Source organism: Oligella urethralis DSM 7531 (genome assembly GCF_000372065.1).
Lineage (GTDB): Bacteria > Pseudomonadota > Gammaproteobacteria > Burkholderiales > Burkholderiaceae_B > Oligella > Oligella urethralis.
Window position 1 is genome coordinate 1 of record NZ_AQVB01000004.1, and the last position, 16404, is coordinate 16404.

The following is a 16404-nucleotide window of genomic DNA, read 5'->3' on the forward strand; positions in this document are numbered from 1 at the left end:
ATCCCGATTCTTTCTACGGCCACAGCTCATATTTGAGCTTGTTGATAACGGAATCTAGTTTCTGTCGGGATGTTTCGTCCAGTGAGTCAAACCCACGGTCGTAAGCCCAATAAATTGCAGCTACTTCTTCTGCTGTTACTTCTATTGTTACCTCAGCGTCTCTTGCAACATGTGAGTAGTCAGGTTTGTCAAACATGAACTGCTGATCTCCATAAAAAAACCGCCTAGTTGGCGGTTTAAATTTTTTATTTTGTCTATCTATCTATGTCTTTCTCAATGTCAATTAGCATTGGTATTTGTTCAATAATTTTAGGAATTGATTGTTGGATCGTTTCCCAAACGATTTCCATATTCATTTCAAAATAACCATGTGCTATTCGATTTCTCATCCCTCTCATGGCTGTCCATCTTAAATGTTCAGTATTTTGAGTGAATTCAGGGTGTAAACTCAAAAGCTTGTTGGCATTTTCTCCAATAATCAAAAGATTTAGGATCACAGCTTGTGAGGTCTTTGTGTCTTTTATAAACTCATCTAAATCTAGATCTTTCGTATAAGAGTCAATGTAGTTAGCTGCTTGAAGAATTTCTTCTAAATACACATTAAGATCTTTTTGTTTTCTCATAAAGGGATGGCCTCTTTTAATACAACTTCCACAAAGTGCTTAGAAATGTCCTTTGATGTTAAAAGATCGACTTTAACGCCTAAAAGTGTTTGCAGCTCATCCTGAAAACCACCAAGATCTAAAAGTGTAGTGCCTTTGTGAGCGTCAATTAAAAAATCAATATCACTGTCTTCATTATCAGTTCCTTTGGCAACCGAACCAAAGACTCTAAGATTATCAAGAGTTTTGTATTTATCTAATATTGAATAGATTTCATGGCGCTTTAGCTGGATAAGTTCAGATGGTCTCATAATTGCCTCCATGCTTTAATCAATACTCTTATTTTATCAAAGATAGTAAAGAGTACTTACCAAAGCAGACTGGATCACTTATAGTGTCCAGTCTCTTTTCTGCCGCCTGTTCCAGCCTGTCATCTTGATTACTGACGTTTCGCTAGTCGTTCCCTCGTTATCCTGTATTCTATCTATATAGAGCAGGGAGGCCTAGCCATTTCGTCACGTGATTATCCTTTGATACTGTCTCTGCGACAATACCATTGTCCACCATCACACAAGAGTATTTCGGTGGGGTGGTTGCGTAGCCACCACGTCGGAGCGGACTCTTAATTCTTTGGTCGCCGGTTCAAGTCCGGCTGGGGGGACCAGTCACCTATATTTGATGATATGTGATCAAATTTAATTAAACCCAATTTTCTTCCTAAGCCTTTGCTTTGTAAGGGTTTAATGTCAAATAGTATATTCAATATAATTGTTCTAAATACACTTACAGCGAGCTATTTTTGTAGGTATTTTTAGCTATCAATACCTACTTCAACGCTGTATTCATGCTTAACTTTTCCCCAAAAAATCAAATTAAGACCCGAGCAGGTTTTTACTGGGTTAATACAGTTAATTGCAAGGGGGCTTTTGGAGTGCTTCAAAGCGAAAAATTTTTGATAAGCCTATGTCTTGGGACTTTAGCAGTCCAATTGCTCAGGGTTAATATTAAGCGCTTTTGCTATTTTCGCTCTGGCTGACAACGTAGGGGTTGTGGAGTTCTCAAGCTGGGAGTAAGCAGACTGAGAGATGCCTATATTTTCAGCCGCTTGAGCTTGAGTAACACCTAAGTATTCTCGCCAGGCTTTTGCCGGTGAGTAGCCCTTATCAAATATGAGGTCGACAACTTGACTAGGTACACCATGCTCAAGATTTATTTTGGGCTGCTGTATAAGCTTGGGCTGCTGTATAAGCTGCAAGTAGTCTTCATAAGGAAGGACGACATACTCAGGCTCTCCTTGCTTATTACGGATAATTTGTTAGTTAATATGTGCGTTCATCGCGTTTTCACCTCTTCAATAGACACGATACTGATAACGGTATCGTAGTTAATGTTATCTATGCCGGCACTCATCAATTTGGTGGTACTATTTGGTCAAAGAAGCGTAAAAAAGAAATGATCGGACAGCTAGTGTGACATAGGGGACATCATGGAGGTATTTTCAATACAGATATGCTTAAAAATAATTTCAGATTAGATATTCTTTTTTTGGTAGTTTCAATGGTGTGTGTGCAGTCATATCAACAATTTTAATGAAGCCATCACCCTTGATATAATGGAGAACATATTCTGATGTAAGGTAGCCGTGTTTGCCGCTCTTATATTCAGGAATGCCGATATGATAATGCCATAGGTTGTAGTTCTGAGCATACTGAACCTTACACGACCAGTTGGGGTCATCCTTAGGTACAGCATCAGGCATTTTATTTCTTCCCGGAAGTCCAGAAAATCCGTAATTAGCTACATGCCTAGCAAAGTCTCCGATTTTTTGGATGTCTTTTTCTGGGAAATTTTGCATTTCCTTTAAGAAAATCTCACCGAAGTAGACAGCGATCGACATCTTTAAATGCTCTTAACCCAATCAATAAAGGACTCTTGATCAATATCACTGGGCATTTTTACAAAATTACCTTCGACTCTAGTTCTCATCCTTTCAATATCAAAATTGAAGCTGTGTTGTGAAACTTTATTGAAGAAAAATTCTTTGATGTAATCATTGTCCATAATGCCACCTTTAGGTGTATTCAAAAAAGGGGCCTCTTCATGGGTCATATCACGTAGTTTCCACGCTTCATATTGGCCGTATTCACGCCTGACGAGATGAAGAATGCATAATTCATCGTCATTATATTTGTTGATTTCTAAATGAGAAGGGGGTAATGGGCTACGACCATGAGCTTTGTATTGATGATAAATTGATTCTACTACTGGACCGTGATTCCAACATGATATCTCTTCATCAAAAAGCTTGCAGTCAAGCAAGGCTAGTGTATACCCTTGTCCGTAATATAATAGTTTTTGTAATTTGAGGTTGGTGACTACTGATTCCCCATCTTCTTCATCAATAGGGGAAAGGAAGAAATCAGCCACATCTTTAGCGTTTAGCATGACATTTCCTTTGTTAAACCGTGTAGCATTCGCCAGATATTTTTCAATTGTAATACTAAATCAAATGACTGGACAACTCGCTTGATAAATACCACAATGGGGGGTGTTTCTAATGGTTGTATCACTTTTCTAAACTCCTCAGAGTTTACGATGTTCAGAAATGCACTTCTTCAGTTAAAGAAAAAAACATTGACAGGCACAAGTACTCAAGTTTATGGTGTGGCTGTCGTCACAGGATACTCAAAAAGTGATGTGTTCGATATAGTTTTTATTTTGATTCATGCAGAGGTATCACTAATATTTCTATTGCTGATTTATTGTTTTGTGAAAATATTTTTTGGTGGATATCTGCATAAAGAGTGACTTCTGGTAACCATTCTCTAAATTCTTAAATCATGAGATCGTTGATGACTCCCATTAAGGATGCTGGCGTAATGCTAGATGCCCACCATGTTTTTTTTGGCTTTGTTGAGCGGTGATGAAGTTGTTGAATTGAAAACACGCAGCCTAGCCCAATTATAACAATCAGATACTACAGAGCTCTTAGGGAAAATAAAGGTTTAAGTCCCACAGTTCACCGTCCAAGCTGTCCTGACGAGACTTTTTTGGGCTAAGGATAAAACCCAAGCACCGTATTTTCCTCTCCCTCAATGATATAAGCTTTTTTAAAATAGCCAGGTAAATGCTAGCTCTTGCCAAAAACAAGGTCATTTTCTTCTTTGTACCCTAAAGACAGGAGATATTTCTCAAACTCCATGACGTCTTTCCTGCCAAGATATGCGATTTCAATATTTTCTGAACTTGGACTCTGAGGATAATAAGAAATCATTGCGTGGGCAGTTAACCCTGGTGCATTTTTAATTATGTCTGGGGTGAACATCTCATGAGGGATTCGATTCAATCGCGTGTAATGTTGGGAGTTAAATGAAAATACGTATGGGCCATACAAAATCGTCCACCGAGTGGCAATCACAATACAACAAAACAATACGACCCACTTAAACCATTTAAGGATTTTGTTTAATGCAATCAGACTCTTATCTTAATTCATTTGGAAAATCCCTCACACTAAACGCATGCTATGCTATAGCAATATCTTACACCCTCATAGAAAAGTTAACCGTCAATGACTGGTTTGAGAGGGCTACCAATCTCGGTGCTTGCGTCTAGCTTTGTTATATTTTTTATTGTTTTTTTCAATCTGCTTCAGGGCCTTTTTTCTAGCTTTTTCACGTTCTTTGTGGTGTTTCTTATCATATTTTTTTGAATGGACTGGATGATTGTGACGCTCCCAATGACCATAACCTTTGTTATGTACACAAGCACTTAATAGTAAAACAGAAAGACTGGCAACCAGAATAATCGCTCTCATGATTCGCCTCCATGCGTGTTAGATCCTAGGGTAATCATAGTGATTTTAGATATTAACGTCTGTTAACTTTGTAAGCAAAGCTTATGTTTGTAGCCTTGATTTTTAGTCCTTGAGCTATGATAACGATTGGTTTTTTAATTTAACTTTCAACTAACAAAAGAGATCGTTAATGCTCACTTGGCAACAATGGAAAGAAATTAATCGCAATAAGATCCAACATATTGTCGGTTATGAAGAGCGTTTTGTTGACGAAATTTTAAGTCACATCCCAGAAATTACCCCCGCTGATGTATTTGCCCAATACCATTTTAAAGATAATCAAGAAGGTAATCGTTATATCGACTTTATGATTAAAAACGATGCCAAGGGGTATCGACTGCCGATAGAGCTTGATGGTTATGACAAAATTAATAATAAGGGTTACGCTAGATTCAATGATTTTCTTGAGCGCCAAAATGACTTAATCCAGCTTTTTGGCATGGTGCTACGTTATACCAATAAAAAGGCGTTCGCAGAACAAGAAAAAGTAATTTCTGAGATCCGACGAGCCTTAACTACTCAAGCTGAACATCTAATTACTGAGCAGTCTAAGCAGGCACAGGTGAGTTTGTTAATTGCAGAGTATGAGGAAAAGCTCGCTGCGTTTGAAAATGAGCTACAAGAACGCCCGCTGACTAAAACCACGCTTTCTGAAAATAAACTAATTGAAGCTAAAGAAGAGTTGGCACGTTTCAAATCTGAGCATAACCAGGAATTAAAGCGCTTGCAGACTGAAATTAGCAGTATGAAAGAGACTCAGCTGCAACAATTAGATTCAGTTAAAAAGGAAGTGAAAAAGCAGTTTAAACTGTTAGTTGGTGCTGTAGTAGTGGCCTCATTGGCTGTGGTGCTGTTGGTGTTTTTTAATAGTCGAGGTGGTATTGGCGCATCCTCTACACCAGTTGAAAGGCTTAAGCAAAGCACATTAGCAGGCGATGCGCCGACAGCATCATCAACACCAAAGCAAGGTCCGTTGAAAGCAAGTCAAGCGCGTTTTCATGTGGGTGAGAATCAGACTGTTTGTGGCAAGCTTGTGCATATACACGAGTTTGCTCATGGGCTTTATTTGAATCTGGATAAAGCATATCCTCATGCCCCTTTAACCATTGTGGTTTGGGATAAAAATCCATCGCTACTGCAAAAGGCACGTTCATTTGCGGGTAAGACCATCTGTGTCTGGGGTGAGATTCGTCAGTTTAATGGTCAAATACAAATTAATTTAAATTCGGAGAAACAGCTTCAGTAATTGACTAATTAACAGAAAATATGAAGCATCTAGCAACATCTCGTGCGTTCAAGATTATATTTCCCTTAGGTAAATAATTTAATTTTTACAGTAGTTCTTGCTACATCGACTCATTAGGTCCTTCCATTCTAAATCAATTATGTTTGCTCATGATTAACTACCACGTTGGTGGTTTTTTCATTTGTAGACTTGCCAGTTTCGCGTAGCAATACCCGTCTAGCGATGAAATCTACTGTTGGCTGAAAAAAGCTTTATCCAAACTCGTTTATAAATGTAATTAATTATTGCAAATAATAATGATTCTTGATATCATTTCAATAAAATACATGTATTTTATATATTCTTTTGTTGTTAATTTGAGAGGAAGGGTAATGGGTTTGCAGCGTTATTCTCAAACGAGTCCTAATTATGTTGTTAAGTCTATTTGTAGCTCAGTTTATTCAGCTCTATGGATGATGAGTTTGGGTGCAGCGAGTGCTGTTTGTTTTGCGCAGTCGGCGACATCACAGGAAAATATTGCTTCAAATGAACCGGTCGCATTGCCATCGCTAGATTTGGAGATTCAATCAATACGCGGCTTGTCGGTACCTATAACGCCTGCTACGATGGAGCAAAGTTATGGCTCGACCAAAGGAGGGGCCAATGTGATCACACCTAGTAGTACAGGTAGTCAAGCAACACTTAGAGAGGTTATGGGCACTCAACCAGGCATAACCATGTTGGATTTCTTTGGCGGTAATGATCACCCGGTTATTTCTATCCGTGGTTCGGGAATACAAAGTCAACCGTTGGCACGAGGAATCACCGTGTTGGTAGATGGTTTGCCGTTAAACGATGCGGATGGCTCCTTTCACACGGGTTTACTGGAGCCTCGCAATAGCAGCAAGATTGGTGTGCGTCGTGGAGCGAATGCCTTAAATCCTTTTGCGCAAAACTTAGGTGGTGAGATAGATTTTTTAAGTCATACAGGGGCCACTGAGAGGGGTAGCTTAAATACTCAATATGGTAGTCATAACACGGTAGCTAATCGTTTGGCGATTGGTCGTGCTTTTGATAGATGGGATTTTCATGTGGCTTATTCTGATCAGCGTACTGATGGCTTCCGTGAACACAGTAAACAGCGTCGTCAGGCCTTTAGAGCTAATCTCGGTGTTTATGATAGTGGTTGGGAAAACCGTACTTGGCTTGCATATACTAATCAGCATTTCGAAATCCCAGGACCGATTAGTCGCAATATGGTGTTTGATGATGACCAATATGACAAGACCACCGATAATTTACCTTTAAGACCATTACAGACGAACCCTAGACGTCATACTGAGGGTTTGCGTTTATCAAATTTGACTACTTTACAACTAGATCGTTGGACTCATAGCATTGGTGTATATCTTCAAAGAACGGATGACTACTTTAGGACACCGGCTCAAGTCTGGGAAATGGATAGTAACACGCTTGGCTTGCAGTACATGGTTGATGCGCAATTTAAGCAGCTTTCACTTGGTGGTGGCCTAAGCTATGCTCATACCAGTGGTGATTTTTCCGTGTATGGCAATGTGAATCAGCCCTTACCGCCGCTTCGACTGATGCATCCTCAGGATTATGATATCAAGGCTAATTATTTTTCTGCTCAGTTGCGTGGCGCTTGGGAGTTTGTACCTCATTGGAAGCTGAGTACTCAGCTACAATTTGTGCACACGGGACGTGATGTGAATGGTATGCGTAGTGGGTTAAATGGCATGCAGTCACATAATGATAGTTGGAGCTGGGTCTCGCCTAAAATTGCCTTATCATGGGAGCCTAATGACGCAACGTTAGTCTTTGCTAATGTTAGTGCAAGTCGTGAGGCACCGACATTGAGAGACATGGTGCAGTTCGCTGGTCCTGCTGGTGCGCCAGTTTTAGGTCCTAATGGTCGGCCTATGTTTAGACGTGGTTTGACTTATGTGCGTGAGCTTGAACCACAGCGTAACCTAAGTTATGAGATTGGTACACGAGGTTTATTTAGTCAGCAATATGGGTGGGATATTACGCTTTATCATGCTGATATTGAGAAAGAGCTAATTGCTTATTCGCCCGATGGTGCTAATACCTTTACCTATAACTATGAGGGTGATACCCGCCACCGTGGTGTGGAATTAGGTTTAAGTGCCAAGTGGGATTTAGGGACATCAGGTAATTTGGCAGGGCGAGTCGCTTATACTTACAATAATTTCGAGTTTCGAGATGGAATGTACTCTGGTAATGATATTGGTGGCTTACCTCGTCATTACTTGAGTGCTAATTTGGATTATCGTTATCGTGAGTTTGAAGTAGGTGTCAATGTTCGTGGTTCCTTGGGCTCGACCTATGCGGATCATGCTAATACTCAGAAAATGGGTAGTTATGCAATCTTAGGTGCTCACTTTAGTTACGATTTTGCCAAAGACTCTAATTTTTATGTGCAAGTGGATAATATCACTGATAGGCGTTATATCTCGTGGACTTTGACGCCAGCCATGGCATCAGCCCAAAACGCTAATAATCAAGCAATGTATTTCCCGGGTAATGGTCGTACCATCACCGCAGGTTTGAATTTTAGATTCTAAGAAATTAATTATCCTAACGCTCACCCCTTATCGTTGATTGGGGGTGAGTTTTTATTAGGACTTAATTGCGAGGACTTGGTTGAGTCGCTTCAGTTTGTATAAAAATTCGTAGAAATACTGGGATATACATGATAAAGGCGATGATGATCAAGGCACTAGGAATGGCTAAGCTAAAAAGGGCATAGTCCCAACCAAAGCTTAGGCTCATTGAACGCAATAGAGCGGCCGCTAAAATCGCTGCTAAGCCCCATTGACTAGTCCAGGGAAATGGTAGTCCGCGACCGCTATGAATCAGTCCAGCAATGTTAAATACCTGCAGCGCCATAAAAATAAAGCCTCCGATGAGTATTAAATGCAGTGCTTGCTTTGGATTGCCCCAAGATAGGATGCCGCTTAGTCCCATCCAGCTATAACCAAGGCCAATACAGAGTAGCGTCAAATAATGCCAACGGACAAAGGAGGCATGCCATAGAATGCAGTGATGCCAATCACGAAGACGAGCAATCATGGAAAGACCAGACGCCAATGCTAACCAACTAGAAAAAACAGGGTCATTAAAGAAGAGTAAACTGAATACGTATAAGTACATGCAAATAATATTCAGGTTTCTATAGTAGGGATTTTGTATGTAACTTAGTTTATCTGCCTTAGGACCAGCTTGTTTTAAAGAGTGAGAGCCCATGGCCATGCCGATACGAAAAATGATCAGGGAGACCCCAATGATATAAGCGTGAGCTAGCGCAATAATAAAAGTCCATTGACCGCTAAGTCCATAAGCAGTAGTTAAGGCAGTAATCAGCGATAACATCAAACAGACACTAATTTGTCGCCTATTGCGATCCTGAAAGGTGGCATAGATAGTAAAAGCGGTGAGTATGAACCAAAACAGGCTCATTATTTGTGCGCTGCGTTGCAAATCGACGAAACTTAATACGATGTTACTGAGCCAGAGCAACAGGGTGAAGGCAGATAAGCGACGTAATGAGTGGGTAAAATGAGTCCACTCGGGGACCGCAGTGAAAATAAATCCTGCAAAGGCGGCAGCACCAAAAATATTTAAATACCCGTATGCATGGTAGCTCAAGGGATTGATGTGAGTTGTTAAAGTAGGTCCGCCTAAAAAGGCACTTAGGCCGACGGTAAGCCATAAAGAAGCAATGAAAATGATGCTTAATGAGGCCAACAAAAAGTAGAGACGGAAAGGGTTACTAAAAAAATCATGAATGATTTCAGTTAGTGATTTTTTTCTAGTCATGGTAGGGCTGCCAAAAAGGTTGAGCTAGATAATGTTGCACGAAACGCTCATTGCGTTTTGATCTTGGCTGATCAAGTTCAATCATGGTCTGATTGCGCGCAGGCTTGTGGGGTAAAATATAGATTTTGTCAGCTAACTGTAGCGCCTCAAAACGGTCATGGGTGACCATCACGATACTCATACTATTGCTAATATATTCCTGAAGCCAAGTGTAGAGCTGTAGTTTTAACTCATAGTCCAATGCGCTAAACGGTTCATCTAAGAGTAGCAAATCAGGTTCGCAAAGTAGAGCCCTGACCAGAGCTGCTCTTTGTCGCATCCCACCCGAGAGTTCGTCGGGGTATTTATCGTAGTCTTCGGCATGCAGATGAAGTTTGGTCAATAAGCGTTGTGCTTCTTGATGGGTGGCGGCAGACTTAGGATTAGGGTGAGTTAATAAAATATTGTCCCAGAGACTGCGCCATGGCAATAGTCGGTGCTCTTGAAATAGATAGCGCAAACGAAGAAAAGTACTGTCGATTCGACCACGATCGGGGCTAATTAAACCTGCAATGAGTCTTAAAATAGTGGTTTTGCCACAGCCAGAAGGTCCATACAAACAAACAACCTCACCCGCATTTAGCTCGAGATTGAAGTCCTCGACAATGGATTCACCCATTAGATTTTTATGGAGTTGATGTAGTTGCAAACTAGCCACGACCTTGATCCCATGGTAAGAATATGATTTTTAAGGGCTCGACTAATAAGTACTCCACGAGATAAATAATGAGTAGCAAAATAACTATATAGGCCATCACGACTTCGGTTTCCAGCATTGTGCGAGCAAGACCAATTTGTGCACCTATACCATCAGGTGAGCCAAGTAACTCAGCCATAATGGCGATTTTAAGTCCCATCGCAAAGGCGATATTGAATGCGGGTAATAAATGTGTGAGCAAGTGCGGCCAGTAGAGGTGATATAGGCGTTTATCAAAGCGGACTTTATAGACACTCATTAGCTCTTCGAGATTGCGGTCAATTGACAGCATACCCTGCAAGGCAGAGGCGAACATTAATGGAGTGACAGCGATATAGGTGGTAAAGATGGTACTGCTATCACCCACGTTAAACCAGAAAATGGCTAATACTACCCAGATAATGGGTGGTATGCCCAAGAGCATACTGATAAGGGGGCGACAGAAAAGCGCCATGGTTTTGGAGACACCAGTCAGCAATCCTAAAACCACGCCAGAAGCAACAGCGGCACTAATAGCAATGCTCGCTCGAAAGAGTGTTTGAGGTATTTCTGCTAGCTCATAATGTTGCAGTAGTGAAATACTGCGTTCAAATACTGCGATGGGTCCTGGCAGCACAAGAGTGCCTAAGGTGACCGAACCCCAATGCCAAAAGGCACAGACAACAGCGATGACCGCCAGTGCGGTCCATACTCCCCAACAGTATGAGAGGAGTTGGACACGACGCGATTGACGGATGGGACGACCGACATATAAAAGCATAATTAGAGCTTCAGAATAAAATTCTCTTTAGGCATGCTGTTGCCGAGAATTTGCGGATTTAAGTTATAGAGAGTGTTGAAAAAAAGCATTAAATCTTCACGAATCTCTGCCGCCGCCGCAACGGTTAAATTAGCGTGAGGAATTGCAGCCTTAATCGCTGGCGATGGTATGTCTAGAAGTTTGTTACCGATTTTTGAGGCTTCCGCCGAGTTTGTCAGCGTCCATTGTAAAGATGATTGCAATTCAGTTTGAAGATGCTGTAAAAACTCCTGGTTTTGCTCATAAAATGCATGTGTAACTAGTAATCCTGCCTGGGGTAAACCTTGGGATTTTCCATCGTGGAGATTGCGCCATATTTCTCGTAGATTAAGAACACGTGCAGCTGACTTGCTTTTGCCTTTCATCATTGCGACTGAGGTTAAGGGCTCATTTAAAAGGGCAAATTCGGCACGATCATTGAGCCAATAAGTCAAGGCTTCTGCTGGGGTAGCTGTATAGTTGATTGCGATTTTTTTAAAATCTACGCCTTGTAACTTACAAAGCGCTTGTAGAACTAAATCAGGCATGTCATTGCGAAGCGGTACAGCAATAGAGCGACCCTCTAAGTCTTTAAGGCTGGATATGCTGTCTGCAGAACCAATGATATCAACCAGACCCCATGTCATGATGTTGACTAGTTTGACATCAAGTCCCCGGTTGCTTAGGTTGACGGCAACATAACTCGGCACGATACTTGCCTGAATGCTGCCGTTAGCTAAGCCAGCCCTTAGTACATCGGGAGTGCGCCATGTCTCTACATTAAATGTTTGTTGCATAGCTGATAGACCTTGTTGCTGTCGATGTCTTGCTACTCCAAGGAGTAGGGATGGCAAAGCACCTGGTCCATAGATGGTAATAGGTGAAGGTGTGTCAGCCCACGCAAAAGGAAATTGACTGCCAAACGCTGCAGCTCCAGCGAATTGAATAAATTGTCGTCGATTCATCAAAGGAATGCCTCCAGAGAATGTGTTGCGTATAAACATCTATATCATATACATTTTATCATAAATAATAATGATAATGAGAATTATTAATAATTACTTAATAGATGATTCTGATTCGATATAAACAAACGAAGGGCAGCTAACTTTCGGCGCCATTTTAGGCTTAGTAACAAATACTATTATTGCTACCCATTCTTAGTAAGCCGCCCATCACTACACCATGAATGCGGATAGGTGGGAGGGCCTCACGAGTTCGGATATCGTGACGATAAACCATGGGTAGCCCTTCATCCAGCGTGTAAAATAGTGTTTTACTGTCCCCAGTGACCCACATATCCACGACTTCCCAGGGTGATGGTACATAGGTGGAGTCTTCAGGGTCATCATAGGATTGAAAGACAATCCCTTTATCACCACCTAAAATCCAGGTGTTTTCAAGCCAGCCACTGCGGAAAATTTTTGGAGAAAAGTTGCGATGATGTTTTTCTTGTAAATAGTAATGCTCAGGTTCATCTCCTTTATCTAAATCAAACATCACCACATGTGCAGAGGAGTCTGAAAAAAGGATGCGACGCGAGTAAAAATCAATATAGGGTACAACCTGGGGTCTATAGGTGGAACCAGCGGTGTGCATGGGTCCCGTAGAGAGGATTTTGCCATCTTTAGGGAAATAGAGTAAGCCACGTGAGCCATCTTTGGCTGTTAGTGCTACCATAAAGTCTTCAGGACTAGCAATTCCGTCATCTAGGCCTGAGCCTGATGGGATGTGAGCCGATAAGTCGATGGTTTCCCATGGTTTATCGTGAGGATCCAGATAGGAATGACGATACATTACTGGTTTTTCTTCATCAAGAATCCAGTAACTTTGGCTATAAGAACTGAAGAGTAAGTTGTAGTAGGCATAAATATGCGTATTACGATGCTCAGAATCGAAGCGTTCTGGATAAATATGAAGTTCGCCTGTTTCGTAGTTCAGCATACCGACCTGATCTCGTAGAGCGATGGCTACTAGCTTGGATTGTGGTACGAAAAAGGCTTGATAAAGTGGTGAGGGTAGTTCTATGTCTTTGCGAGTCCGTGTTTCTAATTCATATAGAACCAGACGAGAAGCTTCATAGTCACCGACCACCATCATGGAGTCGTCGCGAGCCATTTCAAAGGTGCGGGGGCGTATGCCAAAGTTTAATAGTGCTAACCTCTCGCCGGTATTAACATCATAAACAGTGATGAAATAGGAACTGGAGTCGGCAATAAATAGATAGCGAGTGGGGTGATAAAGTGAATCGCCAACCCCTAGCTTGGTTAATTCAGAGGCGCCAGGTTTAAGTAGTTGGGCAGCAGCGGTTCCTGTTGCACCAAGACCGACTCCAAGACTAGCTAACCATTGAATAAATAATCGACGATTCATTGATTTTCTCCAGTAGACGCCATTAAAAAGCGCATGCATGCTTTATTGCCAAGCTAAATCAGCTTATATTCTAATGAGTAGCTTTTTTTACAGCGTGTTCCTTCATGACCTCATTCAGTGATTTGACTATGGCCTCGCAACTAACACTTTTTCCATTGCTAAGCTTAAACGTCATGGTATGAGTTTCACCAATTTGTGGGGTCTTGTCCTCTGGGATACTCATGATCATCACGTGGTCTCCGCCTTTACGGAAGAAGCGTTGACCCTCTGTGAGACTTTTGTCTTGTAATGGGCCCATTGTCATCACATTGTCGACCATGCTCATTTCGTGAAGCTCAACGTGATCGGTGATGCTAGGGAGGAGAGCCTCAAGAATCTCTACCGTCTCACCTTGATGTTCAAAGGTGGCAAATCCGCCAGTCATGGCGCGGCCAGGTAAAACTTCCTGAATAACACAATCACTCACGGTGGTCGTGCTTGTATCTGTTGCCGCTAAGGCTGCGGTGCCAAAAAAACCAATGGCGAATAAACTACTGGCTAATATGGAATATCTCATCTCTGTTCCTTTATAACTGTTGTTGCACGCATTGTGCGTAGTTGTCTAATGAAGCAGTATCAGTAATAATGCCGCTTTTTATACCCACAATGCTGTCATTAACAAATAAAGCATTGAAGGGTAAGCCCATACCCCCTAGTTGTCGTAATAAATTAAAGTTTTCGATTTGATATTTGGGTAGATGGCTAAAGCCCTGTTCTTCAAAGAAGCTGTTGATTTTCTCAATACTATCACCCACATTAATGGTAATAATATCTAATTCGTTTTGTAATGCAGCCCATTTCTCTAGTAGTGGGAGTTCTTGACGGCAGGGAGCACACCAGAGTGCCCATAAGTTAAGTAATTGCGTGTTAGCTTCTGGCTCAACGCTTAAATTCAACTCACTGAGTTTACTGCTTTGTTCAGTGGCGGTAAAGCCTTCGGGTAAATCACAGGTACTAACGGCGCTGTTTGTGATAGCTATTGATGTTGATGTGATATCTTTTGTGGCGGTGGAGGATGCTTTGCTAAGGTGTTGATCTAGCACTTTGACTAAGTCATCACCACCGATTTGGTAATCAAAAACATCCAGTATTTCACGTTCAGGTGTGATTAGATAAATCATAGCACTGTGATAAACGGTGTAACTCATGCCGGGCTCAGGATTATCAATGCGTTGACCATTAAGGCGATAACCAAAGGTTGCCCCTAATTGTTTGGCAACATCTTCTATATCTTTCATTTCCCCGCTTAGTCCGACAATACGCTCATCAAAATATTGAGTGTAGGCATTAAGGCGGTTAATTTCATCATTGACAGGATCAATAGTCAAAAATAGGGGTTGCAACATATCAGCATGCTGGAGTCGCTTCATGGCGTAGCCATACTCGTATAAAGTGGTAGGGCATATATCAGGACAAGAGCTATAGCCTATGGAGAGTAATAAATACTTTCCAGGGTAGCTTTCATGGGTGACCGGACCATGTTGGTCAAATAAATTAAAGGTGAGGGTTTCTGCTTTGGCTATGATGTGAGAAAAGGAGAAAAAGGTCAAAACCGAAAGCAATAAAAGTTTTAGTAAACCTAAGGGGCTTCGCTTGTGTCGGTGTATAGACTTCATGGTTTTCTCCTTTTTAGAACTGCGCAGTCTAAAACTAGATAGACTCGCTGACGGTTCCGTACTCGGAGGCAGCCAGCGAGCTAATATAGAAGGGATTTACTTCTGTGCTGCAATATCATCCCACTTTTTGTGAGCACCTTCTTTAAAGAGGTGAGGGGCAGTGATTTGTTTCATATACTTGTTGTTCCACTCACCATCAACCTTGATTTCCAGGGCCGCTCCCAAGTTAACTGATTCAATTAAGTTGTGATTCAGGTAAACATAGACACCGGGTTGCTTGAAGGTGTACATAGCAGCACCTGCAGAACCGGCAGCAATAGACCAAGTCTCAAGACCAGTCATCGGCGTTTCGTGGAGATTACCCCTTTCCCAAACATATTCACCGTGACCACCAATTAAGTGCGGATAGGTGAAGCGGTTAGCCTGAGAGTGGATTAGCATAATCGTTTCACCCACGTTAGCAGTTAAGGCATTGTCGCCAGTGTAAGCACCTTTACGGTCACCAAAGGTGATATGCGAAGGGATTAAGCTATTCATGGCTAAACGGTCATCAGGGTAGGATTCACCAGCTGTTGCATAGCGCTTGTACTCACCGTTTTCATCTTTAGGAATATAGAAATCCTGTTCACCAATATAGAAAGCTTTGTCGTATTTTAGCTGGTTACCATCTTTATCACGTAAACCCTTTTCTGGAATGACCATGATGGCACCGTTCATACCGTGGGTAACGTGCCAAGGGATCATAGCACCACCAGGCGCACAGTGATAAATGTGTACCCCTGGCTTGTCAGCCTTAAATCGTAAAGTTACCTCTTGACCTGGCGCCACAAAGGTTAGATCACCGCCACCCAAAGCACCAGTCGCAGCGTGGAAGTCGATATTGTGAACTAATTCGTTTTTAGATAAGTTAATCAGTTTTAGCTCAACATAGTCGCCTTCATGTACCACAATCATAGGACCTGGTACCGAGCCATGGAAAGTAAAGGCCCACATGAAGACACCAGGCTCAACCTCAATTTCTCGTTCATCAATGTACATTTCAATCTCGACAATGCGCGGGCTGTCGGGACGCTCTAAACTATGCTCAGGTAGGAAAGGAGGTTTGACAAGCTCTTGGGTGACACGTGGTAGCTTGTCAACTTCCGGAGCATCAATTACTTCATAGCCTGGCAAGCCACCTTTGTTAACGGGTGCTGAGGCGTCTTGTGCCATGACCCAAGGGCTAAAGCTCATGGTGCTAGCTAATGCGATTAATAAAAGTTTTTTCTTCATATTCCTATCCTTAAAAAGATAAGTTGTAGGGGAGTACTACTATTTT

General features: G+C 41.8%; 17 protein-coding genes. 2 read left to right on the forward strand and 15 right to left on the reverse strand.

The window, feature by feature from the left end; translation table 11 throughout:
• Nucleotides 1–13: 13 nt before the first annotated feature.
• The 7 genes from A3GA_RS0103305 to A3GA_RS0103350 form a co-directional block, all read right to left on the reverse strand.
• Nucleotides 14–196 carry a hypothetical protein gene (locus tag A3GA_RS0103305; RefSeq protein ID WP_018025965.1) on the reverse strand — a complete coding sequence of 61 codons (183 nt, stop codon included), beginning with the start codon at nt 194–196 and terminating at the stop codon, nt 14–16.
• A 58-nt stretch (nt 197–254) separates the two neighbouring features.
• Nucleotides 255–623, reverse strand: a complete 369-nt coding sequence (locus A3GA_RS0103310; protein WP_018025966.1) for a HepT-like ribonuclease domain-containing protein — start codon at nt 621–623, stop codon at nt 255–257.
• Nucleotides 620–913, reverse strand: coding sequence for a nucleotidyltransferase family protein (locus A3GA_RS0103315; RefSeq protein ID WP_018025967.1), 294 nt, complete (start codon nt 911–913; stop codon nt 620–622). Before A3GA_RS0103315 ends, A3GA_RS0103310 begins: the two co-directional genes overlap by 4 nt.
• A 665-nt stretch (nt 914–1578) precedes the next feature.
• Nucleotides 1579–1857 (reverse strand): helix-turn-helix domain-containing protein, encoded by a 279-nt coding sequence (locus A3GA_RS0103320; RefSeq protein ID WP_018025968.1) that lies wholly within the window; start codon nt 1855–1857, stop codon nt 1579–1581.
• Nucleotides 1858–2127: 270 nt separating this feature from the next.
• A complete protein-coding gene (locus tag A3GA_RS0103325; protein WP_018025969.1) occupies nt 2128–2499 on the reverse strand; it encodes a hypothetical protein in 372 nt (123 codons plus the stop codon).
• Nucleotides 2500–2501: 2 nt separating this feature from the next.
• A complete protein-coding gene (locus A3GA_RS0103330; RefSeq protein WP_018025970.1) occupies nt 2502–3047 on the reverse strand; it encodes a Panacea domain-containing protein in 546 nt (181 codons plus the stop codon).
• Between the two features lie 1144 nt (nt 3048–4191).
• Complete coding sequence (locus tag A3GA_RS0103350) at nt 4192–4419, reverse strand: hypothetical protein (RefSeq protein ID WP_018025973.1); 228 nt, start codon at nt 4417–4419, stop codon at nt 4192–4194.
• Between the two features lie 169 nt (nt 4420–4588).
• On the opposite strand from A3GA_RS0103350, the gene A3GA_RS0103355 reads away from it, so the two are divergent.
• Both A3GA_RS0103355 and A3GA_RS0103360 read left to right on the forward strand, forming a co-directional pair.
• The gene (locus A3GA_RS0103355; protein WP_018025974.1) at nt 4589–5704 is read left to right on the forward strand and encodes a hypothetical protein; all 1116 of its coding nucleotides are present in this window, start codon (nt 4589–4591) and stop codon (nt 5702–5704) included.
• 371 nt (nt 5705–6075) lie between these two features.
• A complete protein-coding gene (locus tag A3GA_RS0103360) occupies nt 6076–8289 on the forward strand; it encodes a TonB-dependent receptor family protein (RefSeq protein WP_018025975.1) in 2214 nt (737 codons plus the stop codon).
• 61 nt (nt 8290–8350) lie between these two features.
• Here the strand turns inward: A3GA_RS0103360 and A3GA_RS0103365 are convergent, their stop codons facing one another.
• The 8 genes from A3GA_RS0103365 to nirK form a co-directional block, all read right to left on the reverse strand.
• Nucleotides 8351–9544 carry an NnrS family protein gene (locus A3GA_RS0103365; RefSeq protein WP_018025976.1) on the reverse strand — a complete coding sequence of 398 codons (1194 nt, stop codon included), beginning with the start codon at nt 9542–9544 and terminating at the stop codon, nt 8351–8353.
• Entirely contained in the window at nt 9537–10241 is a 705-nt protein-coding gene (locus A3GA_RS0103370; protein ID WP_018025977.1) for an ABC transporter ATP-binding protein, read from the reverse strand. Before A3GA_RS0103370 ends, A3GA_RS0103365 begins: the two co-directional genes overlap by 8 nt.
• Entirely contained in the window at nt 10234–11040 is an 807-nt protein-coding gene (locus A3GA_RS0103375; RefSeq protein WP_018025978.1) for an ABC transporter permease, read from the reverse strand. Before A3GA_RS0103375 ends, A3GA_RS0103370 begins: the two co-directional genes overlap by 8 nt.
• Before the next feature lie 2 nt (nt 11041–11042).
• Entirely contained in the window at nt 11043–12023 is a 981-nt protein-coding gene (locus tag A3GA_RS0103380) for an ABC transporter substrate-binding protein (protein WP_018025979.1), read from the reverse strand.
• 163 nt (nt 12024–12186) lie between these two features.
• On the reverse strand, nt 12187–13431 hold the full coding sequence (locus tag A3GA_RS0103385; protein ID WP_018025980.1) for a YncE family protein: 1245 nt from the start codon (nt 13429–13431) through the stop codon (nt 12187–12189).
• A 70-nt stretch (nt 13432–13501) separates the two neighbouring features.
• The gene (locus tag A3GA_RS0103390) at nt 13502–13987 is read right to left on the reverse strand and encodes a copper chaperone PCu(A)C (RefSeq protein ID WP_018025981.1); all 486 of its coding nucleotides are present in this window, start codon (nt 13985–13987) and stop codon (nt 13502–13504) included.
• A gap of 10 nt (nt 13988–13997) precedes the next feature.
• Nucleotides 13998–15086 carry an SCO family protein gene (locus A3GA_RS0103395; protein WP_018025982.1) on the reverse strand — a complete coding sequence of 363 codons (1089 nt, stop codon included), beginning with the start codon at nt 15084–15086 and terminating at the stop codon, nt 13998–14000.
• Nucleotides 15087–15182: 96 nt separating this feature from the next.
• Nucleotides 15183–16358 carry a copper-containing nitrite reductase gene (gene nirK / locus A3GA_RS0103400; RefSeq protein WP_018025983.1) on the reverse strand — a complete coding sequence of 392 codons (1176 nt, stop codon included), beginning with the start codon at nt 16356–16358 and terminating at the stop codon, nt 15183–15185.
• Nucleotides 16359–16404 lie beyond the last annotated feature (46 nt).